Annotated in this window: 24 protein-coding genes and 1 tRNA gene; 9 read left to right on the top strand and 16 right to left on the bottom strand. The window is 51.8% G+C overall.

The window, feature by feature from the left end; translation table 11 throughout:
- Positions 1–19 precede the first annotated feature (19 nt).
- Positions 20–1,426, top strand: coding sequence for a hypothetical protein (locus tag CVV30_05800; GenBank protein ID PKL70854.1), 1,407 nt, complete (start codon positions 20–22; stop codon positions 1,424–1,426).
- Between the two features lie 637 nt (positions 1,427–2,063).
- Positions 2,064–2,390: a hypothetical protein gene (locus CVV30_05795; protein PKL70853.1), complete on the top strand. Its 327-nt coding sequence runs from the start codon at positions 2,064–2,066 to the stop codon at positions 2,388–2,390.
- 33 nt (positions 2,391–2,423) lie between these two features.
- Here CVV30_05795 and CVV30_05790 read toward each other — a convergent pair whose 3' ends face one another.
- From CVV30_05790 to CVV30_05775, 4 genes are all read right to left on the bottom strand, one after another.
- On the bottom strand, positions 2,424–3,638 hold the full coding sequence (locus CVV30_05790; protein ID PKL70852.1) for a type III PLP-dependent enzyme: 1,215 nt from the start codon (positions 3,636–3,638) through the stop codon (positions 2,424–2,426).
- Between the two features lie 12 nt (positions 3,639–3,650).
- The gene (locus CVV30_05785) at positions 3,651–5,093 is read right to left on the bottom strand and encodes a homospermidine synthase (GenBank protein ID PKL70851.1); all 1,443 of its coding nucleotides are present in this window, start codon (positions 5,091–5,093) and stop codon (positions 3,651–3,653) included.
- Positions 5,094–5,245: 152 nt separating this feature from the next.
- Complete coding sequence (locus tag CVV30_05780) at positions 5,246–5,452, bottom strand: hypothetical protein (GenBank protein ID PKL70850.1); 207 nt, start codon at positions 5,450–5,452, stop codon at positions 5,246–5,248.
- A 200-nt stretch (positions 5,453–5,652) separates the two neighbouring features.
- Positions 5,653–6,135 carry a zinc/iron-chelating domain-containing protein gene (locus CVV30_05775; GenBank protein ID PKL70979.1) on the bottom strand — a complete coding sequence of 161 codons (483 nt, stop codon included), beginning with the start codon at positions 6,133–6,135 and terminating at the stop codon, positions 5,653–5,655.
- 113 nt (positions 6,136–6,248) lie between these two features.
- On the opposite strand from CVV30_05775, the gene CVV30_05770 reads away from it, so the two are divergent.
- Both CVV30_05770 and pscS read left to right on the top strand, forming a co-directional pair.
- Positions 6,249–6,431: a hypothetical protein gene (locus CVV30_05770; protein PKL70849.1), complete on the top strand. Its 183-nt coding sequence runs from the start codon at positions 6,249–6,251 to the stop codon at positions 6,429–6,431.
- On the top strand, positions 6,428–7,609 hold the full coding sequence (pscS, locus tag CVV30_05765) for an O-phospho-L-seryl-tRNA:Cys-tRNA synthase (GenBank protein PKL70848.1): 1,182 nt from the start codon (positions 6,428–6,430) through the stop codon (positions 7,607–7,609). Before CVV30_05770 ends, pscS begins: the two co-directional genes overlap by 4 nt.
- Before the next feature lie 156 nt (positions 7,610–7,765).
- On the opposite strand, the gene CVV30_05760 is transcribed toward pscS, so the two are convergent.
- Positions 7,766–8,968: an ammonium transporter gene (locus CVV30_05760; GenBank protein ID PKL70847.1), complete on the bottom strand. Its 1,203-nt coding sequence runs from the start codon at positions 8,966–8,968 to the stop codon at positions 7,766–7,768.
- A gap of 302 nt (positions 8,969–9,270) precedes the next feature.
- Here CVV30_05760 and pap point away from each other — a divergent pair, with 302 nt between their 5' ends.
- Positions 9,271–10,749, top strand: a complete 1,479-nt coding sequence (pap, locus tag CVV30_05755) for a polyphosphate:AMP phosphotransferase (protein ID PKL70846.1) — start codon at positions 9,271–9,273, stop codon at positions 10,747–10,749.
- A gap of 61 nt (positions 10,750–10,810) precedes the next feature.
- On the opposite strand, the gene CVV30_05750 is transcribed toward pap, so the two are convergent.
- Both CVV30_05750 and thiI read right to left on the bottom strand, forming a co-directional pair.
- The gene (locus tag CVV30_05750; protein PKL70845.1) at positions 10,811–11,089 is read right to left on the bottom strand and encodes a hypothetical protein; all 279 of its coding nucleotides are present in this window, start codon (positions 11,087–11,089) and stop codon (positions 10,811–10,813) included.
- A 61-nt stretch (positions 11,090–11,150) separates the two neighbouring features.
- Positions 11,151–12,362, bottom strand: coding sequence for a tRNA 4-thiouridine(8) synthase ThiI (gene thiI / locus CVV30_05745; GenBank protein PKL70844.1), 1,212 nt, complete (start codon positions 12,360–12,362; stop codon positions 11,151–11,153).
- Between the two features lie 161 nt (positions 12,363–12,523).
- Between thiI and CVV30_05740 the strand changes: the two genes are divergently transcribed.
- Both CVV30_05740 and CVV30_05735 read left to right on the top strand, forming a co-directional pair.
- Positions 12,524–13,156, top strand: a complete 633-nt coding sequence (locus tag CVV30_05740) for a DUF2150 domain-containing protein (protein PKL70843.1) — start codon at positions 12,524–12,526, stop codon at positions 13,154–13,156.
- On the top strand, positions 13,153–13,605 hold the full coding sequence (locus CVV30_05735) for an RNA helicase (GenBank protein ID PKL70842.1): 453 nt from the start codon (positions 13,153–13,155) through the stop codon (positions 13,603–13,605). The genes CVV30_05740 and CVV30_05735 overlap by 4 nt, the downstream gene beginning before the upstream one ends.
- 347 nt (positions 13,606–13,952) lie before the next feature.
- Here CVV30_05735 and CVV30_05730 read toward each other — a convergent pair.
- Positions 13,953–14,037 (bottom strand) — tRNA-Leu (locus tag CVV30_05730).
- A 210-nt stretch (positions 14,038–14,247) separates the two neighbouring features.
- Here CVV30_05730 and CVV30_05725 point away from each other — a divergent pair.
- Positions 14,248–14,748 carry a regulator of amino acid metabolism, contains ACT domain protein gene (locus CVV30_05725; protein ID PKL70978.1) on the top strand — a complete coding sequence of 167 codons (501 nt, stop codon included), beginning with the start codon at positions 14,248–14,250 and terminating at the stop codon, positions 14,746–14,748.
- 22 nt (positions 14,749–14,770) lie between these two features.
- Here CVV30_05725 and CVV30_05720 read toward each other — a convergent pair whose 3' ends face one another.
- The 5 genes from CVV30_05720 to CVV30_05700 are packed head-to-tail and all read right to left on the bottom strand — an operon-like array spanning position 14,771 to position 17,750.
- Entirely contained in the window at positions 14,771–15,271 is a 501-nt protein-coding gene (locus tag CVV30_05720) for a phosphohydrolase (protein PKL70841.1), read from the bottom strand.
- A complete protein-coding gene (locus CVV30_05715) occupies positions 15,264–15,785 on the bottom strand; it encodes a transcription factor (protein PKL70840.1) in 522 nt (173 codons plus the stop codon). The genes CVV30_05720 and CVV30_05715 overlap by 8 nt, the downstream gene beginning before the upstream one ends.
- Positions 15,785–16,861: an ATP-dependent carboligase gene (locus tag CVV30_05710; protein ID PKL70839.1), complete on the bottom strand. Its 1,077-nt coding sequence runs from the start codon at positions 16,859–16,861 to the stop codon at positions 15,785–15,787. Before CVV30_05710 ends, CVV30_05715 begins: the two co-directional genes overlap by 1 nt.
- Positions 16,858–17,388, bottom strand: coding sequence for a tRNA (cytidine(56)-2'-O)-methyltransferase (locus CVV30_05705; protein ID PKL70838.1), 531 nt, complete (start codon positions 17,386–17,388; stop codon positions 16,858–16,860). The genes CVV30_05710 and CVV30_05705 overlap by 4 nt, the downstream gene beginning before the upstream one ends.
- A complete protein-coding gene (locus CVV30_05700) occupies positions 17,385–17,750 on the bottom strand; it encodes a hypothetical protein (GenBank protein ID PKL70837.1) in 366 nt (121 codons plus the stop codon). Before CVV30_05700 ends, CVV30_05705 begins: the two co-directional genes overlap by 4 nt.
- A 13-nt stretch (positions 17,751–17,763) precedes the next feature.
- Between CVV30_05700 and CVV30_05695 the strand changes: the two genes are divergently transcribed.
- Positions 17,764–18,180: a hypothetical protein gene (locus CVV30_05695; protein PKL70836.1), complete on the top strand. Its 417-nt coding sequence runs from the start codon at positions 17,764–17,766 to the stop codon at positions 18,178–18,180.
- A gap of 80 nt (positions 18,181–18,260) precedes the next feature.
- Here CVV30_05695 and CVV30_05690 read toward each other — a convergent pair whose 3' ends face one another.
- From CVV30_05690 to CVV30_05680, 3 genes are read right to left on the bottom strand one after another with little or no spacing between them, the layout of a single operon-like run.
- Positions 18,261–18,971: a hypothetical protein gene (locus CVV30_05690; protein ID PKL70835.1), complete on the bottom strand. Its 711-nt coding sequence runs from the start codon at positions 18,969–18,971 to the stop codon at positions 18,261–18,263.
- Entirely contained in the window at positions 18,968–19,354 is a 387-nt protein-coding gene (locus CVV30_05685) for a [Fe-S]-binding protein (GenBank protein PKL70834.1), read from the bottom strand. The genes CVV30_05690 and CVV30_05685 overlap by 4 nt, the downstream gene beginning before the upstream one ends.
- Positions 19,351–20,859: a hypothetical protein gene (locus tag CVV30_05680; protein ID PKL70833.1), complete on the bottom strand. Its 1,509-nt coding sequence runs from the start codon at positions 20,857–20,859 to the stop codon at positions 19,351–19,353. The genes CVV30_05685 and CVV30_05680 overlap by 4 nt, the downstream gene beginning before the upstream one ends.
- Positions 20,860–20,943: the final 84 nt, after the last annotated feature.

Raw genomic sequence — 20,943 nt, 5'->3', positions numbered from 1 at the left:
GCAACGGGGGCTGGTTTCCCTGACTGATACCATTCTTATCGTAGATGACAGTTCGTTCATTGTTGACGGGCTCGTTTCCATCCTGAAAAAAAAGTATAACCCCCTTGCTGTATATGGCGGGCAGCAGTGCCTTGACATCCTCAAAAAGGAAAAGCCGTCAATCATTATCCTCGATATCATGATGGAACCCATGGACGGGTGGGAAACGCTGGCACGAATCAAGGAAAACCCTGCTACCCGGCATATCCCGGTCCTGATGTTCTCTGCAAAAAAGATCAGTGCTGAGGAAGCAGAAGAGCACCGGATCAGTATCGATGATTTTGTCACAAAACCGGTAACTCCGAAAAAGCTTATCGAAGCGATAGAAAAAGTCCTCGCACGCCAGAAAGCCAACCGCGAATGTGTAGAATCATGGTGTGCTGCGGGAATCGGGCAGGACCGGATCGATGAATATACTTCGCTGATGACAAGCCAGGAAGTGGATGTCAGCCTTCTCCAGAATATGAAAGTCCAGCTCTCCCTGATTCGTGATGAGGATACGAAGGCCCGTGCGGATCTTGAAAACGTTATCACGGCGATTGAGGCAAGGATAGAACAGGAACATCTTCTGGAGGCTAAGCTGTACAGCGAGATCCAGGAGTCCGTTGCAAAGGATTCTGAAATGAAAACCAGCAACGGTTCGGCACCAGCAACACCTGATGGTAAAGAAAAAAGCCTGCCTCCTGATGGTGAATCAGGTACAGCTGCTCCGCATGTCTCTTCGGATTCGCCCGGCATTTCTGATGCCGGATTGATACTATCCGCTGCTGATGACCCTGTACCGGAAGTGAAGATCCCGGAAATCGTGACTGTTCATGAGGTCCCCCCCCCGGAAAATATTCTGCCGGATGCGGAAGCAATTCCTGAGACTACCAAACCCGTTTCTCTAATTCATGACAGCGGCCCGGGAGATTTTCCCCGGGAAGAACCGGAGATAACGGTACCGGAAGAATCCCCCAACGACAAATCCCCATCAGGCCCCGTGTTCTCTGGCATCTCTCTTTCGGAAGAGGATTCTGAAATACCACCATCCCCTTCTCTGCCCCATGAGCAATCACTGACCGGAACCTCCGGACGTGAAGACGAAGTTTCCTCCCCTGAAAAAACACTCCCTGTTGCTGAACCAAAACAGCCTGCTGTTCCGGTGCCCCGTTCCCTGAGTGCGAGGACTATTGACAATAATCCCGGTTCACCCGGTGCATCCACACCCCGCCCTTTCGGTTCCGGAACAGACACATCCTTACGGAGGGGCCCGAACAAAGGCAGTTCCTCTGGGGACAAAGGAACCGCACCCAAAGGAGATGTACCTGAAACTTCCTCGCAGGGGGGTTTCCTGTCAGGAATTATTTCTGCAATTCTCGGTATTTTTAAACGCCCGGGAAAGTAACAACCCATTCCCGCATTCTTGTTAACGTTCAGGGTGCTGATGAAAAACCTGAAGATATGGGGGTCAGAAGAATGATCGCCTTGAGTTGCCCCCTGTCTTGGGGAGAGGGTCACCTTTGGTTGCAGAAGAGAATAGTAAGCATCGGGAAAATGATGATTTCAACCAGGCTTCATTACCCGGTTTCCATTTTTTTGTATGCCATTTTAAAAAAGTATTCATCTCCCGTATAATTATTTCACAAGCTTTATTTTCCCAATCGCCTTCTAATACTATTCAAAGAAGAGGAAGAATATGCAGGGTGAACCGTTTGCAATTTATGTTCTGGATCCCGGGTGCCCTGACTGCTGCTGTAATGAGTGCGGAGAGGAATTCTCATGGGATGGTACAACACGTCCTTCCTGTCCGTCCTGCAATTCAAAAGATGTCAGGTCCGCGTAAAAACCGGTTTTTTTTAAAGCCGGTACTACCTATTTCCCTTCTCCCGCATAATCAACATCGTAACGCGAATTTTTTTAGTAAAAACGCCTTTACGTATCTTTCAGCCAACTGTTCTCCGGTGTGATTTTACATGACTCCCGTTCAGGATTGTCAGCAATGCGGCAGGTGCTGTGAGAAGTGGGGCTGGGGGCAGAAAGGAATGATCGAAGATCTCATCCCCTGGATACGGGCAGATCGCCGGGATATCCTGCAGCATGTTCTGATCCGGTTTACCGACCGGAAACGATGCACCGGGAAGAATATTTCCGAAGAAGATCTTTCCCGTATTGTCCGCATAGATTACTGGACTGATCCAGATGGCCGGTCATTGACTTATTGTCCGTTTTTCTGGCGGGCGGAAGATGGAAAGGTTTACTGTAAAATTCATGACACCAAACCAAAAGTCTGCATTGGGTTTACGCCATGGAACGAGGGTATCCGTGACTATGCCCTGAACTGCCCGGCCTGCCGGAATAATTCGCCGTAAAAAAAGATTTCCGGAAGTTTTACCCGGAAACGCTCACTTGTTGATATGCACGACCTTTGCCGGTGGAAACCCGTTGAAGTAGGTTGAGGAGGCATGGGAGTAGGCCCCGATATTTTCTGAATATACCAGGTCGCCGATCTCGAGATCCGGCAGTTCCGCGGAAAGCGTGATGGTATCAAAGGCATCACAGGTTGGACCGAAAACAGCGGAGATGTGCGTCTCTCCTTCCTTGAAAGACAGGACGGGGTACGTACTGTGGTCAAAGACCTGGCCGGAATACGTGTGGTAAACCCCGTCGTTGATGTAATAACAGGGTTTCCCGTCGCGGAAGGCCTTGCCGACAACCTTTGCAACAACTTCGCAGGCATTGGCAACCAGGAAACGGCCGGGTTCTGCAAGGATCTGCATATCCTTGGGGAACAGTCGTTTGATCTCGGCAGTCAGTTGTTTTGCAAGTATCTTAAACGATTTTACCTCGGGATAATACTTTACGGGAAAGCCCCCGCCGATATCAAGAATCCGGAGTTTCTGTCCGGTCCGTGTCTCTACTTCACTGATGATATCTGCGGAGAGTTGCAGGGCCTGGACATAGTTTTCGAAATTGGTGCACTGGCTGCCCACGTGGAAGCTGAGGCCTTCCACAACAAGTCCCATATCAAAGGCGGCAACGATCAGGTCCACGGCCTCGCCCGGGTGGGCGCCGAACTTTGAGGAGAGTTCAACCAGAGAACCGGTATTGGGCACCCGTATCCTGAGTATAAGCCCTGCATGGGGTGCATGCTTGCGGAGTTTTTTTAGCTCTTCAATATTGTCGAACGTGACTAACGGGTTGTATTTATCCAGTGCTTCTAACGTTTCTATCGGCTTGATCGTATTTGCATAGATTATTTTGTCCCAGATCCAGTCCTGCCGTTCCCTGGCAGGCATTTTCCGGATATTCTCGTAAACGATCATGAACTCCGGCATGGAGGCAACATCGAAGCTGCTGCCCATGTCATACAATGTCCTGACAATCTCCGGGTTGGAATTCGCTTTTACCGCAAAATATACCTGAACTTTGGGCAGGTTTTCCCGGAATTCCCGGTAATTATCCCGGAGTTTTTCATGATCAATGACAAAGATGGGGGTGCCATGTTCCCGGGTAAGGTCCTGCAACAGTTCTTTCCGGGCTTCGCTGATATGATGGACCCCGTCATCAGTCCCTTTCTTTTTTCTCTTCTTCTTTGCGTCGACTGCGATTTTTGTCATTACATGATTCATTCATTGCACAAATAAGAAGTTTTTGAATTGCCAGACATCTTCCCGGTCATAGTCATTCTCCGGATTCTCCTTGAAATAGACCGCCCTGTTTTTCAACGGAGTCCAGTCTGAAGCGCACGAGTAAAATTCGCCAAGATACGGCCTTGCAATATCCAGTACAAATTCATGGGGCAGGTCATCGGGCAGGCAGAACCCACGCTTGGGATTTTCAATCATCCACATGATCGCGGTGACCACGCCGAGACCGACCTGTACCGTAGTCGCGTTCTGGCCGGGGGCGAGGGTTTTTGCTTCCTCGATAGAGAGAATACTTCCCGTCCACCAGGAGTTATAGGGGTGGCCCATAAGGAGCGCGCCTAAAGTATCCGATCCGCTGATAATCTCCCGGTCATTTAAGATCCGGAGTTTTGGTTGCAGCTCGTAATTTCTCCCCCGCAGCTCATGGATTGATGCAACGGTTGCATCACAGGGCAGGTACGCATAATGCACAGTAGGCCGGTAAATTGCGGTGCCGTCTTTCCATACGGTCCAGCGATCGGATATGCCGAATGCTTCGCCATGCCGTATGACCATTCCCACAATCTCGTGGTGAGGAAGCCATGAGCGCACCCAGGTATTGATCCCCATCTTTGTCAGCAGGATCTCGTTTTTGGGGCCAACCGGAGGGATAATGGCTTTATCCGGCAGCTCTTTTTCATGAGTGCCCCACCCAATCTCTGCCGGGGCGGTCCCTTCTTCCCGGAGTCCTTCAATACACCATGTTCCGACAAATTCATCGACAATCTTGGGTGAGCGGGAGATCTGGGTATCTCTCTCCGAACAGTGGATGACTTTTACACCGGTTTCCATGGCAAGACCGGCGAAATTCTGCTCAAGGATCAGGTTCTTCATCAGTTCCGGATCCGGGGCAATGTCATCTGCAATCATCCTGCGCGCAATATCGCAGAGTCCCTGCCGTGCGAAATGAGAGATAAGGCCGGGATTTGCACCGTGATCCACCACGCAGGTTGCACCGTCATGCCAGTCTTTCGTGAGTTCATGGAGTTTCATCTGCCGGAAATACAGGGTCTTTTCATATGGGCCGGCAGTGAATTTCTCCGCTTCCGGATCCCAGGCTTCAACCGATGTATTTACGTACATGACGTTATGGTCATGGCACCACTGCACCAGTTCGCAGCAGTCAATGTTCCATGCAAGGTCAATCAGGAGGCCCCCATCGGCAAGAAATTCCGAGAGTGTCTGGTCAAGATTGTCCCTTGTGACCTTTCTCTTGAAAAACCGGAGACCCCCGGTTATCCACGCCTTGAGATCCGGCGCCATATCTTTAAAATCGATAATGGTAATATTTTCAAGTGGTATGTTTACATGCCGGAGCAGGATGGGGAGTGTGCACTTGGACACTGCCCCATAACCAATAATTAATACCTTATTTTTAAATTCCACTCCTACCTCCCGGCCCGGATTACCTGAGCCGGATCACATCTTACCAGTTGATCATGGGAGATGATAACTGTTAAGAAAACTGCTTTTGCTGTGATGGTGCCCCGTAAGATTTCTTACCGGTAAAATATAGATTTTTTATCAGATTTCCTTCATCACGATCTCTTTTTTCCCATAACGGGTATTTTTATAAAATCTGCATCGCGGCACAAGGTTTTTGCTTCTACAGATTTTTCTGCAGAATCCGGGGTGCAGTAATCACCGGTTTCATGTTTTTTTGCACAGGTTGGAATTCCGGATTCATTTCCTTTTGTCGGCTGGGTGCCAGCAAGATGTTTGCAAAAATAAGAAAAACTTATCATTGGTCTTCGTATCCAGCATTACCCGTGTAAATACATAAAGAAATCTTCTTGTTTTTGTACAGGTGAAGTTCCGGTCAGAGTGACCCCGGTCAGCCGTTACCCGCATACGGGTTGCCCGTATGAGCATTGATGTGTGATGGACCACGAGATCCGGTGCCAAATATCATGTCAGCAGATAAGATGAGGATTCTGTACGCCAATCACCGCACAACCCGGTATCCTGCCGGGCAAAGTACCTGTTCCACATGCTCTTCCCAGCAGGTTTCGTCCGGTATCGCAACTCCGGCAATCTCCCTGTTCCAGAGTGTGCGAAGCTTGTCGTTTGTTGAAGAAAAATATCGTGAGGCCGCTGCCACCTTCCCTATCTTTCTTTCCTGCGTGTCCAGTACCAGGATGCGATAGCAGGCATACTGGCGGCAGAGGTCGGGACGTGACGTGTGGACAGAACAGACGCATTTTTTGGAATCGGTCTCCCGCAGGAACGGGCATGCCATGGGCCGCTGCGATCGGATGTCCTGAAAACGGAACAATTCCCGTTTTTCAGGATCTACCGATACGATCCGTTCTTCTCCGGTAACGGAAAACCTGATCCGGAACGAAAAGGGCTCGAACTCTTCTATTAGTTCAATGATCTCGCCCATGGAGCTGCAGCACTCCCCGCACTGCTGACAGGTAAACGCCAACGGTAACGCCTTCCTACCCATATATCGTGCAGGATACGATATACCCAGTGTTCCGGCATAAAAAAAAGCGGTTACTTATTTCATAACAGTCCAATACTAGTAAGGTGATTCCATTGTCAAAACGGGCAGTTGACATGACATTCCAGGCACTCTATACTCTTACCGATCTCCGGGTCATCCTCCGCGAGACCGCACCGCAGCACGAACTGGATGAAAAACAGCGGGCGCAGGCAGAACGATTGCTGGAAAATCTCGAACGGCAGGTCGGCTCATTGAAACTGGAGATGTTGAAATGAGGTGTGCGAATGGTATCGAGGCGAGACAGGTAGATGAACTTGCCATCAATATCGATCCGATACAGGTCGGGGGAAGGCTCACGGGCGATGCCATGAAAGCCGTGATCGCGTACGGTGACGGGTATTCGGTCTGCGATAACTGCCGCAAGCCCAACCGGCTCGATTATATCAGCAAACCCCCGATTGCAGATTTCCATCAGGATGTTGCTGCCTGGCTGAACATGGATGCGGTCCGCACCGTGCCAGGCGCCCGGCGGGGATTCCAGGCTGTTGCCCATACCTATGTCCAGAAAGGAGATCCGGTTCTGCTCACTGCGCTCTCGCACTATACTGAGTTCCTTGCGGTTGAAGGGTCCTGGGGTATTGGCTATGAAATTCCTGCAAACGACCAGCATATTATCACACCCGATGCTGCGGCCTTAAAGATCGAAGAAATAAAAAAACAGCACGGCAGGACGCCTGTCCTTGCCTTCATCGATCACGTGGATTACCAGTACGGTAACCTGCATGACGTAAAGGCAATCGCAAAGGTCTGCCACCAGTACGATATACCCGTGCTCTATAATGGTGCCTACACCGTTGGCATCATGCCGGTGAACGGAAAGGATCTTGGAGCGGATTTTGTGGTCGGTTCCGGGCATAAGAGTATGGCAGCTCCTGCACCGTCCGGGATCCTTGCGACAACCGCGGAACGGGCGGAAGAAGTCTTCCGCACCACTGCCATTACCGGTGATGTGACCCAGCGGAAATTCGGTATCAAGGAGCCGGAGATGATGGGATGCACGCTTATGGGTGTCACCCTTATTGGGATGATGGCATCATTTCCTCATGTGAAAGAACGGGTAAAGCACTTTGACCGTGAACTGGAGAACAACCGGATTGTCGTGGATGGGCTTCTTGCAGTTGACGGAACAAAGATCCTCTCTGAAATGCCGCGCAAACACACGCTGACCCGGGCAGATACGATCGGCTCCTTTGACAAAGTGGCAGAAACCCATAAAAAACGGGGTTACTACTTTTCAACGGCACTTGAGGAAAAAGGCGTGACGGGAGTGATTCCCGGTGCAACAAAAGTCTGGAAGTTCAATACGTACGGCATGACAAAGAATCAGGCACTGTATCTCGCGGAAGTTTTTGCAGAAATTGGAAGAGAGAACGGGCTTTCGGTGAAGGAATAATCCGGCTCGTAAAAACAAATTTTTCTTTTTAGCCGGTCAGGATGATACCGGGGAAGCCCTGCAGCGGGGACCCCTCGCAATATCAAAAAATTTTATGATTATGGTAGGAACCCGATGAGTTCATACCTGTTTCAACAGTGCCTAAAAAAGATGATCTCACCGGCAGCATTCCCCATGCTGCGAGAGATCCAGCCCGACATATTCTTCTTCCTCGCTTACCCGGAGTCCTACCGTCCTGTCAATGGCAATTGCGATCACACTGGTCACGACAAACGCATATATGGTAACAACAACCGCCCCGATCACATTTGCCGTGAACTGGTGGACATTGCCTTCAAGCAGCCCGGAATAACTGCAGACCGCCGTCGTGGCAAAAATCCCGGCAAAGATCGTGCCCATGAATCCCCCGACCCCATGCACCGCCCATGCATCAAGGCTCTCATCCATCCCACTCTTTATTCTCCAGAGCATTGCCTTGTAACAGACTATACCGGCAATGGCCCCGATAAGGACTGCGGTTAAGGGTGTTACATAGCCGGCAGCGGGGGTAATCGTACCCAGGCCCGCCACTGCACCGGTAATCATTCCCAGGGAGCTCGGCTTGCCATAGTACCAGCTGATCGCCATCCAGGACAATGCGCCTGCAGCAGCGGCAGTATTGGTCACGACAATCGCATTCACCGCCATACCGTTTGCGGCAAGGGCACTTCCCCCATTAAAACCGAACCAGCCGAACCAGAGCAGGGCAGCCCCCAGCAGCGTCATCGGGATATTGTGCGGTTCCATGGTATATTGCCCGTAACCCGCACGCTTCCCTATGACAACAGCAATGGCAAGTGCGGCAAATCCGGCACTGATATGGACGACCATTCCTCCGGCAAAATCTATGGCTCCGATCGCAGCCAGCCAGCCCCCGCCCCAAACCCAGTGGGCGATGGGGTCATACACCAGTGTTGTCCAGAGCAGCGAGAAGAGAATGAATGAACTCAGTTTCACCCTTTCGGCCAGACCCGATGTGACGATTGCCACAGTGACTGCCGCAAAGGTCATCTGGAAGAGCATAAAGAGCAGCGGGGGATACCCGGCGTCTCCAGAATTCATACTTACTCCGTTCAACCCGAGCATTCCCAGGTTGCCAATTACTCCGCCAATATCCTGCCCGAAGGACAGGGTATACCCGATAAAAATCCATTGGAGACTCACCAGAGCAAATGCAACAAAGGAGAGGGTGATCATCGAGATAAAATTCTTCTTCCGCACAAGCCCGCCGTAGAAAAAACCTACACCGGGGGTCATCAGCATTACGAGCGCTGATGCGGTGATAAGCCAGGCAATAGTGGACCCACTGTCAGTAACCATTCATCCACGTCCATTTTGACCGGTCTGATTTCTTTCCCGCACCTTGCCGATTATTATTCCGGCTGTGAGGTATGAGATAATGAATCAAATCCAGATCTTCATTCAACACGGTACTACATAAATGGAAGGCAAATGCGTTCTTGCTTATTTAAATTTATTTGATATTTTTCTCAATTTCCGGTAAGTTATGCGAATTGCGGAAATCCTTCACGGATTCACTGGTAGTTATATTAACTGTGGGTACCCTACGATTCGATGTAATTATTCCAAACCCTGGAGTACATCTGCGGGAGCTGATATGGGTGTTTGAAAAGCTGGACCTGACCAAGACAATCGATGATGAATCCTTTGAAAAATCAATAGGTCCTTTAAAAGAGCGACTGGGAATCCTCCAGAGGACACTTCGCGACCTGAATATCCCGGTTATTGTCGTGATCGAAGGGTGGAATGCGGCGGGCATCTCCATGTCCACTGCTGAGATCATCCAGTCATTAGATCCCCGTGGTTTCAACCTGCATGCCATTGACAATCCCACCGATGAGGAACGGGCCCGGCCATTCATGTGGAGATTCTGGCTGCGGACTCCCTCAAACGGGAGGATAGCAATTTTTGCCCGCAGCTGGTACAGCCGGGCTCTTGCTGAGAAACTCTCCAGCATTGGCTGGAAAAAAACAATGAAAGACAAGATCAATTCTATCAATAATTTCGAGCGCCAGCTTGCCGATAATGGTGCGGTGGTCCTCAAATATTTTTTACACATCAGCAAGGAAGAACAGAAGATGCGCCTGCTTGAGCGGGAGCGAAACCCGCTGACCGCATGGCTTGTCACTCCCCGCATCTGGGATTTCCATCACCATTATGATATATACCTGCCCGTCATCGATGAATTCATAGAAAATACCGATACCGGTTCTGCCCCCTGGCACGTCATTGAATCAACTGACCGGAAATACACCATTCTGAAAATCTACACTTCGCTTATAAAAACGCTGGAAAAAAGAATCCTGGAAGCCCAGGAAGGACAATCAAAAAAAGGAAAGAGCAAAAGTATCCAAAAACCCCCAAAAGTGCCGGTTCAGCGAAGTTCCTCATCCAAATCATCCTATTCAAAGGAAGACTGTCAGGAAAAACTCAAAGATCTCCAGATAGAGATGCTGGAACTTCATTCCCTTCTCTTCAAGCGAAAGATCCCGTTCATTATCGTTTATGAGGGCTGGGATGCTGCCGGAAAAGGCGGCAATATCACGCGGGTAGCCCGGCTCATGAATCCATTGGGATATGATGTGATCCCCATTGCAGCACCCAATGAGGATGAAAAACAATATCACTACCTGAGAAGGTTTGTAAAATATTTCCCCATTGCCGGTCATGTTGCAATTTATGACCGCAGCTGGTATGGCAGGGTCATGGTCGAACGGGTAGAAGGGTTCTGTTCGGAAAATGAATGGCAGCGGGCATACCAGGAAATCAATGAAATGGAGCAGGATTATGTTGAGAGCAGTGGCGGGGGGATACTGAAATTCTGGCTCGAAATCGACAAGGACGAACAGCTCAAACGGTTCAAACAGCGGGAAGAAGATCCGCTCAAGCAGTACAAGATCACTGATGAGGACTGGAGAAACCGGGAGAAATGGGAGTTATACGATAGTGCTGTTGAGGAGATGCTGGCCCGGACGAACACTCCGTATGCTCCCTGGGTTGTCATCGAGTCTGATGAGAAATGGTATGCCCGGGTCAAAGCGTTAAAAACCGTTATCCGGCATGTCGAGAAACTTCTCTGATTTTTTTTTAAATCCCCGGTGGAGTCCGGAGTTACAAGCGCAGCGAATGGCAAACCTGCCCTCATCGGGCGTGATCCTCCGGTTTAGGGAAATGAGTAATGATCCGGTTCCCGGACCGCATGCACGCCACGCAGGGAGATACTGGACCATGATGTTGACGTACGTTTAACCGGAGAAGTCCGGGTCGGCAATACCTCTTCTCATTTTTTATCAATTCAACCCGGTACCGGCGCGGGCAGACTGCACAGGATTTTAGAAGAACATTTGCATAATCACAATGTTCAGCCAGCTCACCGGATTCATGGGGTGCAATATAACCTGCACGGGTTTTTCCCTGCATATGTAACGTTACCGGAAACGGCGTCTCTAAAAAAAAATCTTAGGTAACATCCGGCGGGATTTTAGTTTCCCGGAACGATCTCGCTGTTCAGCGCAGTCACATACTCCAGTTCAGAACACGCGTGATCGACAATAGCTGCGATATCCATCTTCTGTTCGCACTCAAGTATGGCTTCCAGAACAGCCGCAGTAGCCGGCATTTTGGGTACGGCCCGGCACGCAAGATCACCGGGATGCATGTCAAACGTGCCTATGCGGCGGGCAAGGGTGATGGTCTCTTCCTTGTCGTACGTGATAAGGGGGCGAAGCACCGGCACCGTTGTCCCCTCTGAGATGACGGAAAGGTTGGGAAGCGTCTGGGATGCGACCTGCCCGAGGTTTTCCCCGGTGACAACCGCGAGTGCACCCTCGTGCTGCATAAGGCGGGATGCAACCTGTAGCATAAACCGCTTGCAGATCACGCACCGGTAGCGTGGCGGTATCCGGAGTTCCTGCATACGGTCATACAGGGGTTCGCTGTTGGCAATCACCATCATAAGCGGATTGCCGGCACACCAGCGCGAGAGTCGCCGGTGGTTATCGATTGCCGCGGCCTTCACATCACACCCTGCCCAGCGCCCGCCGTCAAGATGCAGGTGGGTGATATCGCACCCGCGTTTCATGGCAAGCCACGATGCCACCGGTGAGTCAATGCCCGAGGAGAGCAGGACCAGCGCCCGTCCCTGCGTTCCCCCGGGCAATCCACCGGGTGCGGTGATCCGGGAATCGTACACAAGTCCGCCAAAATCCCGGACTTCGACAAAAACCTCGTAGTCAGGATGATCGAGATCAACGTGCAGGCCGGGGATCTCTTCATAGATCGCAGAACCGATCCGCGCACCCAGCACCTGGCTGTCGAGCCCGGTCTTCTGCTGGCGTTTTGCCCGGACGGCAAAACCCATTCCCGATGAGAGGTGTCCTTTTGCGAGGGTGACTGCCGCTGCACAGAGATCCTCGAGATCTCCGCCGGTCCTGGTGCAGATACTTACATCAACGATTCCAAAAATGCGGGATACGATGTCGGCAATCTTTTCCGGCTCCTCGCCATAGATCAGGATGCGTCCCCGGGGTGTTTCGTAATGGCCGTGTAGTCCTGAAGCGGTGAGCGCTTTTCCTATGTTTCGTAAAAGCAGCCCGATAAAATGGTGTTTCACCGGCTCGCTTTTTAAAAACAACTCACCGTACCTTGCCATCACTAACCGTTTTGGACTACTGTTGTGCTCACCGGTTTGCATGTTCCCAGAACTATTGATATTCAAGGGAGATAACCATTGGCGGTAATCTTTCGTTTTTTATTCAGGTCTCTTTTTCCGGTACGATAAGCCAGCCATTTTCGTACCGGATAACCATCCAGACAACGAAATCCTTTAATCAGGAGAGTGAATAGTGTACTGAAATGGCGAAAAAGGCGACTAAGAAAATCGAGGCTGAACCACTGAAGTTGTTTTATATATTTTACAACCAGGAACGCTGGGACAACTGGTTAAAGTCTCTTCAGGAAGCAAGCTTTGAAGCTGACCCCAAGAGCGAGGAACTTCCCGAAGGATTCCGGATCCTTGACGGATTCTCTGTCGACATCACCGTGTCGGTCTTGAAGATCATCAAGCTCTACCAGAACAAGCGATATAGCTTTGAAGAAGCTGTTGACAAGCTCTCGCAGGTCGAGGCGATTGTGATGTCACCTTCACCCGAAGGTGAACTTGGCGAACTTGTCCAGATCCTCCAGCTCCCCAAACTTGCCCTCTTTGCTTCCTGCCGGCTCTACCTTGCCGGTGGCTTTGACAAGGACATCAAGACCCTTGTCAAGAAAGGCAAGGCCGAAGTTGAGAAGGATATGGAAAAAGCGCTCGAGACCGTATCGAACATCGGTGCTGCGGTCATCGACGGGGCAACCTGTTGCAGTAAATATGTGAAAGATGATGTTGAATCGACTTCGCTCTTTGATGAATGGCTGATCGAGTGCGAACGGATGGGCGAAGCAATGACTTCGTTAAAGAACTTCGATGAGTCAACGGGAGACGAGGATTGATCGCTGACCGGGCACGGTTCCGGAATGCAAAAAAAATTGAGCGGCTTACGGGCTATCGCCTTCCTGAGCTTGCTTTTTCCGGCACCATGCTCGAAGCACTCTGTTCGCGCCTTGATTATGATTCACTTGATTATGGTGTGAGAGACCAGATCCTTGCTTTTTTTAATGATTTTCTTCGCTGTAACTGTAAAGACTCGCCCCTCTGCGGCTGCCCGGAAAAAAAGTTTTCAAAAAAAGTCATCGAGCTCCGCGAGAACGGGCTTGACCACCGGCAGATTGCGGTATTCCTGCAGGATGAGTACGGGATCGAAGTATTCCCTGCCGACATTCTCTCCTTTTTAGAAGAATCCGTGCATGTGCTCGAGGCGATGTCGGATGTGGCCCGGTTGCAGGGACAAGGGGATCTGGCGAAAAAAACCGATGAGCATATTCATCTGATCGAACGGTAATTTCCCGGATTCAGCAATTTTTTTTAATTGAATATATGCCATTGGAATACGGGCTACGGTATCCCATATTTACTCCGAATCATTTCATCATCTCAGTGATATCCGATGCCTGCATAGGCCCGCCAGCTGTCAGGATTAATCTCTGTGGCAACTCTTCTGGTGAATGCCGCAGGTGACTGAAACTCCGTATCCGTAACTGGCGATGCAGGTGCTGGTGCAGGGGGTGGTGACAAGAGCAATGCCGGTATTGTTCGTGACTATTTTTTATCCGGGTAAAAATGACTTTTATAGAACTTCTTTTTAAGAATCGATCATCTTCGCTACCCGGAAAAAAACTTAAAACCGCATGCGAGGGATGGGATTCGAACCCAAGAACTCCTACGAGACTAGGCCCTCAACCTAGCGCCTTTGACCTGGCTTGGCTACCCTCGCTTTTGTGCCATAACAAAGAGGTTGTCAATCTAAAAGAATGTTATGTTATATCGGCGCCCTGTTTTGCGGCTTTTCAGTCGGAGAAGACATGAAACGGTTTCTGCCTGTTTTTTTTCGTTCTGCACTTTTTTTCGTTATCCATTTCCTGTACGCTGATGAATCCGGATCTGCATAGATGTATATTTATATGCGTCCTTCCCAGTGGTGAGTATGTGGTCAGATATCATCCATGAATTTGCCGATTCACCTTCCCAGAGCCGCGTGGTACGGTTCCTTTTTGAAAACGGTTTTGGGGTGACCGAAGACGGGCGAATAAGCTGCAATGGTATCGAGGTGCCGGCAACAGCTGTTGCAAAAGCGATCGGTTCGGACCGGCGGGTTGTCGATTCCACGGCGCGTCGCATTCTGGAGCACCCCCACCTTAAGGATATCTTCCTCAATATGCGGGCAACCCCGGACTTGAGCAAGGTGGCAGAATCACTCGGGTTTACGGTAATTACGGTACTACCCAAGGATGCAAATGAGCGCGGGATTGTCGGTGCAGCCGTCCGCGTCCTCTCGGATCATCTCCTTTCCATACGGCAGATATTTGTTACCGACCCGCAATTTTCCGAAGAACCCAAACTCGTGATTATCGTTGAAGAGCCTTTACCTATGGGCGTTATTGAAAAGATCCGGGCACTGCCGCAGGTAAAACAGGTTATTATCTAATTCGTGTGAAAAAGGATTTTTTTTATTTGCAGAGCAGCTCGACTTCGGTTGCGAGCTTGTACATCCGCTCTCTCACCTTATGGGGAAGGTGGGATACCGAACTTATACTCTGTTCAATGCTCATCCGGTGGGCACCGGCACACAGGTTGTCCGCATGACATACGATCTTCTCTTCCAGTGTGGTGGGAATACAATCCCTGGGAATTAATCCCAGCAGTGAACATTCGTCAGCAGTCAGCCCGGCACCGGTATGACATTCGACAATACGGGCAACATTTTCAGAAAAACCTTTGGCCCGCAGGAGATCGGCACCCACCTGTGCGTGTGCAATCGAGTGCGTGGTTCCCCTGCCGATATCGTGCAGCATGGCACCTTCTTCTACAAGAGAAAAATCCACAGAGGGGTTGGCTTGTGCATATTCACACGCACAATCCCTCACCGCCCTGCAATGGGCTATCACTTTTGGGCTGCAACCGGCATCGCGCAGTATTTTTTCGTATTTTCCGGTTGTCTGATCAGGCATGGCCGAGCGACTTTTTGATCGAGTCGATCCGGAGTTTGAGCGATTTCAGGAGCATTTCGTTGTCGAAGTGTCCCATTGGCTGCTCACAGGCAGGGCATTTGAAATCACTGTTCATGGCAAGGGGAAAGGTAAAGATGAGGTGGCAGTCCTTGCAGATGAAAAAGTCATTCTCTTCTTCGTACTTCTCGCGCCGCGAGAGTTTTTCCAGCACGAGTCCCATATCCTCGCGGATAGCATCGAAGATATGATCCGGGCGCAGCTGCCAGAGGTAGGTAAGCCAGCCGGTCTCATTATTCTTGATGCGGTGATATTCGGCCAGCCGTTTCTCGTACAGGGTGTAGAGCGTGTGCCGCACGATATTTAAGTTAATACCCGTACTTGCGGCAAGGTCTTCATCACTGTGCTCGCCTTCTTTCGGGAACCGTTCAAGAAGGTTAAGCCCATCATCGCCAACCAGGCGGTGAAGATATGCCCGTACTGCCGGATCTTCAAGCACGTCGTTTGCAGGAACCATCACCGTATGTATTGTTTAACGGTGCTAATATGTTTATCCAGCAACAAAACTGCTGCATCGCGGGTCTCACCCCAGCCATAGACGCTGACCACAGCCTGTCCTGCCTCGAAAGAATCACCCGGGTGTGGAATATCGGCAATACAGGAACGCAGGTGGGTGAGATCGGCTTTTATAGTGCAATCCCTGTCCGCAAACAGGATGCTGCGCACGGCAACCTGTTTTTTCACCGGGGCTGATGGGGGAAGGATACCTGCGCATGCGTCAACATGGTACTTGAAAAGGTTGCATCCATGCGACCGCTCAACAGTATCGACCGTCCCTTGGAAACGGGGATTGATCTCGATCGCGTGCAACTGGTCATCGGAGACAACAAAATCGATCCCCACCGTTCCGGTGCACCCGCTCGCTGCGGCAATACGCTCAGCCTCGTGCATCATCCGCCCGACAAGCGGGTGCTCGAACGGCGTGATAGACCCGCAGAACCCAAACGAGGCATCGCCTTTGCCCTGGAGGAGTTGTTCGTTTGCCGTGATCGCCCGGGCATGTTTCCCGTCCGCAATACAACACACGCTTGCCGGAATCCCGGCAACCATTTCCTGCCGGATATATTCCACCTCCGGGTAGAGCGTCTCCCATGTTTTCTGTTCAGCAGCGGTCCCGACTACGGCATTCCGCCAGCCGCCGGCCCCGCGCCGGGGCTTGATCATGGCAGGATATTCTCCCCCTCCAAGAAGCCGGGGAACTGCTACTTTGCTCGCTTCGAAAAAATGCTGGATATCCAGTTTGTCCATGAAGCGTGCCACATGCTGACGGTCAGTCCCGCAGAGCGGGATGGAACTGGGCAGCTCTTCTGCGCCGGAGGTGACGACGAGCATATCAAAAGCGTACCGCTTGCTCATCCGGTCCATCGCATCCGGAAGATCCGCAAGGTCTTCGAACGTTATCCGGTCTTTGGTATACCACGAAAGGTCCTGGTCGCAGAAATGGTCCACTGCACAGACTTCATAGCCTGCATGGAATGCGGATTGCGCCACATGGCGTGTTGCAAAGCCCGCGACCAGTACCCGCCCTTTCACCGTTCCACCGTCTGTTTCCCCACGCGTGTCGGAATAATCTGTATCTTGGCGCCGGGAAATTCGCAGGCAAACTCTTTGCCTAAGAAAAGGTTGTCAAGGAATAGTGCGAGGCTCGATATCTCGGAATGCGGCTGGCCCGTGACTGCCACATTGTAATCCGCAAGCCCGTAAATGTCTCCCGGTACTTTCTCGGCACCGACAATCACGAGGATCTTGGTGTGCGGTCTGATCTCGGCAATCACATCGGGCAGGTTGAGGCCGTACATGGTGAGGTGGACGACAACGCCCCCCTGCGCCTTCCAGTCCTTAATGCAGGAGCGCCATTTCACGTTATCCTCGCAGAAGAACTCGCCGCCCCAGCGTTCCACCACATCCCCGATACTCTCTACCACCCCTTTGTCGGCAGCGGCAAGGTACATACCTTTTGCACCCAGGGCCCTTGCCGTGAGGCCGACATGCGTGGTCACCCGCTGGTCGCGCTCGGGACGGTGACCGATGCGGAGGATGGCAACTTCGTGTGTTGTCATGTTCGTTTCTTCTCCTTTATCAAGCCGTTTTCGATAATAAACGGGAGATCGTCTGAATATTTAACCTGGCTTCTTATGAGCGATTCGCCAAAGCTGAGCGCCCGCACCGAATCTCCGGTCCGTTCGATCAGGAGCGCCTGCTGGAGCCGGGCAAGCGAGGACTCCACTGTTGCTGCATCAAGTCCGCTGGCGGTAGCAAGGCTTTCCCGTGGTACTACCGGTTTGCAGGCAATGATATGGTAGATCATCCAGTCGATATCCTCATCTTTCACCTTTACACATTCCCCATAATGGAGAATAAGGATTGTGCCGGGATCCTTCCGGCCGGGTTCCCCATACTTCGATGTTTTATGCGTCCGCATCCAATGACTGCTCATGAGTGAGAAAGAGGCGGGTATCCCGTATTCCCGGCTTGTTGCCATTGCGGATCACCTGCTGGAATCTGCCGATGATGACGTGGCACTGCTTGCCCGGGGTATCGATGCGCTTGAACAGCCCGTGCGGGACGAACTTTTAGTATCGGACCAGTTGAACGCGTACCAGGTTTTTTATTACTTTTTCCGGTTCGAACCTGATATACTGGTGCAGGAACGGCTTGACCTTGAACCGGCATCTGCGCTTCGCGGGGGCCTTATGATTGAAGATACCGATCTCCTGGAGATGTTCTTTGGCATCCGGGATGCAAAACCGATCATTGTTATCAGCGATGGCGATAAGACCGTTGCTACGTTCACCGGCAAATCTGCGTATGAACAGGGCCGGGTTTTTCTGGCAAGCCCGGAATACCGGTAACGGGATACCGGCAGTTTCTGATTGCCTGTTGGATTAACCGAAATTTTTTACCTGTTTTACCCGTTGTAAGATATTTATCCCTACCGGTCCCCAGCACTGATCAACCGCTCGTCCACATCCGCACGCACAAGTGGCGGCAGCTCGCCCCACGTAACCTGCTGGTCTCCCATGATGGCAAATATTCCCCGCACGTCATTGGGATTGATCTGGTCCAGCACCGAGAGATCCTCCGGCCGTATCTGGTTGCAGGCCGCAGTAGCCCATGCATCTGCGAGGGCAACATTGCGGGCAAAGACCGTAATTGCGTCGGCCACGCCAAAAGAAATGGAAGGGCCCACCGTGGCCGAAGAGGTGCAGATACCGAGAACAGAATCCTGTGGCGGGACCACAAAGGCGATCCGGTTGGAGAGTGCAGCGGCACCGGCATGTACGCCTACCCGCACCGGTCGGTCGCTGATGAGCGCGATGTCCCCCCCGTTGTCTATCACCCCAAGTACTGCCCCGGCTTCCTGCATGGCTTCGATGCCCGCCCATGCAATCGCGCCGGCAACTGCTGCCATTGGCCCGACTCCTGCCGCCCGGGTTGCGTCTGCCATCCTTGTGATGATCAGATCGTCCGAGTCCGGCGTGTAGGGATCGAACGTAGTGGAGAAAAAAGGATCGCGGGCAATGTATGCTTCTAGCACCTGCCGTGCTGCAAGCATTCCTGCTTTAGCCGCCTCAATGTGTTCCGGTGTCTCTGCAAGAATGGATGCAAAGGTCTGCCGGTACGCGAACCGCTCGCGGATCATACCGGCAGCGTCAGGGCATTGGACGGGCAGGCGTCAACGCACTTGCCGCAGAGCACGCACCGTTTCTCATCCAGGGTGAGTTTCCAGTCAGGATCGAACGAGAAGACTTCGCGGGGACAGATGCTGATGCAGGCCCCGCAGTCAACACATTCACTCTCATCCAGGTTTATCCCGTGTTCGAGAAGGTGGACGGTTGCGCCCATGCTGGTCATCGAATCGCGTACAAGCTGGCACTGGTCATCCGGTACATCGATCAGGGCCTCGCCTTCGGAGGAATCAATTACGGCACGCTCAACATTGATGAGCACACCGGTATCCCGGACAACCTGCGCGATAATCGGCTTCCTACCCTTTCCGCGTGAAAAATTTACCAGCAGTTTCATTTCAGCCACCTCCCGCCAAAGAGTTTCCCGAGATTCATCGCAGTCAGGATACCCAGCACCCGGTTTTCTGCATCAACGACCGGCAGTGCACTGATGTTATACTGCTCAAGTTTCTGCACCGCGATGTCAACAGCCTCATCCGTTTTTGCCGTGATCACCTTGGTCTTCATGATATCCTTGACAAGATGCGCTTTTCCGGGGTTTGCCACGGCCTTCGAGATATCAAAGGTGGTTACAATCCCGACAAGGATACCGGCTGCGTTGATAACCGGGAGGTGATTGGTCTCACCTTTGAGCAGTTTTTTTGCCGCGGTCTTGATCTCTTCATCTTCGCGGATGCTGACGACCTGCCGGTCCATAATATCGAGGACCCGGGGGCCCTGCGTGGTCTGGTGCATGGGCCGTGAAACTTTTTTGGCATCGATTGGGCGCGTCGGAAGAGCAAGCTGCATCTTTCCCTGTTCAACCCAGCCTTTCAGCTCTGCCGCCACTTTCCGTGCCCTGCGGAAACTGGACAGGGATGATGTCTTTACTTCTTCGCCATTCAGTTCAATAGAACCGCTGCGCAGTTCGGCATAATTCACTTTCCGGATCACGGGCCGGCTCCGGCTTGGAACCGCATAATCAAGGATGTCAACACTGATATCCTCGTCCCGCACGGCAGTTGCCCGCACCACGTCGATATCAAGTACCGGCAGGGGGATGCCAAGCCCCACGTACAGGGTAACCCCATAACCGGTCATTGTCGCTGCCCGCAAATAGTCCTGCGACATCTGTTTCATGTCACCGGTAACCATCAGTGTACCGAACCCGCCGGCGGGAGAATGCTGGGTTCCCTCACCAACTATCATGCCCTGTGCACCGCACAGGAAGATCGGGACCCCGCTGCCAATCAGCCGGAAATTCGGGTCATTCGAGATCGGGTTGAGCAGTCCCGCTCCCGAGAACGAAACGTTGCCGCACCCGGGCAGCAACGTTCCCATGTACGTGTGAAGGGTGCGATCGGTAGTATTGGTTGCAGCATTGTAGCGCTGGTAGGCATTGCGCGGGTTGCACATGGTTGCCTGGTTTAAGTTTTCCAGCAGCAGTTCGGTGGTGATCGTGCGGCGCGGGTAACAGTCCGTGCCGCGGGAACTTGCGCGGAGTTCCACAGATTTTCCGGCAACAAGATCCTCGAGCACATGCGCACCGCCGTACTCATCTTCCCGGGTATCGGACTGCTGCGTTGCACCGAGGTACGTGTCAACTGCGGCAAGTCCGCCATATGCTTCGACATTGTTCAGCCAGATCCGCTCCATGCGGATGGGGGGTTCCGCATGGCCGAAATTAAAGAACGCGCCGGATGAGCACATCGCACCGAACGTACCGGTCGTGACCACATCCACTTCTTTCAGCGCTCCCTGTTCGCCGAGCTCGGCAACGATCGCGGGCATCTCTTCTGCGGTAACCACCCGCGCACTGCCGTCACGGATCCGCTCATTGATCTGGCTGATCGACTTGTGCATATCCAGAAATATGCTTTAATGCATATTTAATACAATCGTTATTACTATTAGTAATATTAAATTTTTAACTCCCAACGCCCAATC

It is taken from the genome of Methanomicrobiales archaeon HGW-Methanomicrobiales-1, from assembly GCA_002839675.1.
Lineage (GTDB): Archaea > Halobacteriota > Methanomicrobia > Methanomicrobiales > Methanospirillaceae > Methanoregula.
The sequence above is the reverse complement of the archived record's forward strand: the minus strand, read 5'-3'. Positions and strand labels throughout refer to the sequence as shown.

Excerpts from the sequence above, each read along its gene's own strand:
- CVV30_05760 (PKL70847.1), bottom strand. The coding sequence starts at position 8,968 with ATGGTTACTGACAGTGGGTCCACTATTGCCTGGCTTATCACCGCATCA.
- CVV30_05695 (PKL70836.1), top strand. The coding sequence starts at position 17,764 with ATGAGTGAGAAAGAGGCGGGTATCCCGTATTCCCGGCTTGTTGCCATT.
- CVV30_05705 (PKL70838.1), bottom strand. The coding sequence starts at position 17,388 with ATGACAACACACGAAGTTGCCATCCTCCGCATCGGTCACCGTCCCGAG.
- CVV30_05685 (PKL70834.1), bottom strand. The coding sequence starts at position 19,354 with ATGAAACTGCTGGTAAATTTTTCACGCGGAAAGGGTAGGAAGCCGATT.
- pscS (PKL70848.1), top strand. The coding sequence starts at position 6,428 with ATGAGGTGTGCGAATGGTATCGAGGCGAGACAGGTAGATGAACTTGCC.
- CVV30_05680 (PKL70833.1), bottom strand. The coding sequence starts at position 20,859 with ATGCACAAGTCGATCAGCCAGATCAATGAGCGGATCCGTGACGGCAGT.
- CVV30_05715 (PKL70840.1), bottom strand. The coding sequence starts at position 15,785 with ATGGTTCCTGCAAACGACGTGCTTGAAGATCCGGCAGTACGGGCATAT.
- CVV30_05720 (PKL70841.1), bottom strand. The coding sequence starts at position 15,271 with ATGCCTGATCAGACAACCGGAAAATACGAAAAAATACTGCGCGATGCC.
- thiI (PKL70844.1), bottom strand. The coding sequence starts at position 12,362 with ATGCAAACCGGTGAGCACAACAGTAGTCCAAAACGGTTAGTGATGGCA.
- CVV30_05750 (PKL70845.1), bottom strand. The coding sequence starts at position 11,089 with ATGCAGGGAAAAACCCGTGCAGGTTATATTGCACCCCATGAATCCGGT.
- CVV30_05740 (PKL70843.1), top strand. The coding sequence starts at position 12,524 with ATGGCGAAAAAGGCGACTAAGAAAATCGAGGCTGAACCACTGAAGTTG.
- CVV30_05795 (PKL70853.1), top strand. The coding sequence starts at position 2,064 with ATGATCGAAGATCTCATCCCCTGGATACGGGCAGATCGCCGGGATATC.
- CVV30_05690 (PKL70835.1), bottom strand. The coding sequence starts at position 18,971 with ATGATCCGCGAGCGGTTCGCGTACCGGCAGACCTTTGCATCCATTCTT.
- CVV30_05700 (PKL70837.1), bottom strand. The coding sequence starts at position 17,750 with ATGCGGACGCATAAAACATCGAAGTATGGGGAACCCGGCCGGAAGGAT.
- CVV30_05790 (PKL70852.1), bottom strand. The coding sequence starts at position 3,638 with ATGACAAAAATCGCAGTCGACGCAAAGAAGAAGAGAAAAAAGAAAGGG.
- CVV30_05725 (PKL70978.1), top strand. The coding sequence starts at position 14,248 with ATGTGGTCAGATATCATCCATGAATTTGCCGATTCACCTTCCCAGAGC.
- CVV30_05780 (PKL70850.1), bottom strand. The coding sequence starts at position 5,452 with ATGATAAGTTTTTCTTATTTTTGCAAACATCTTGCTGGCACCCAGCCG.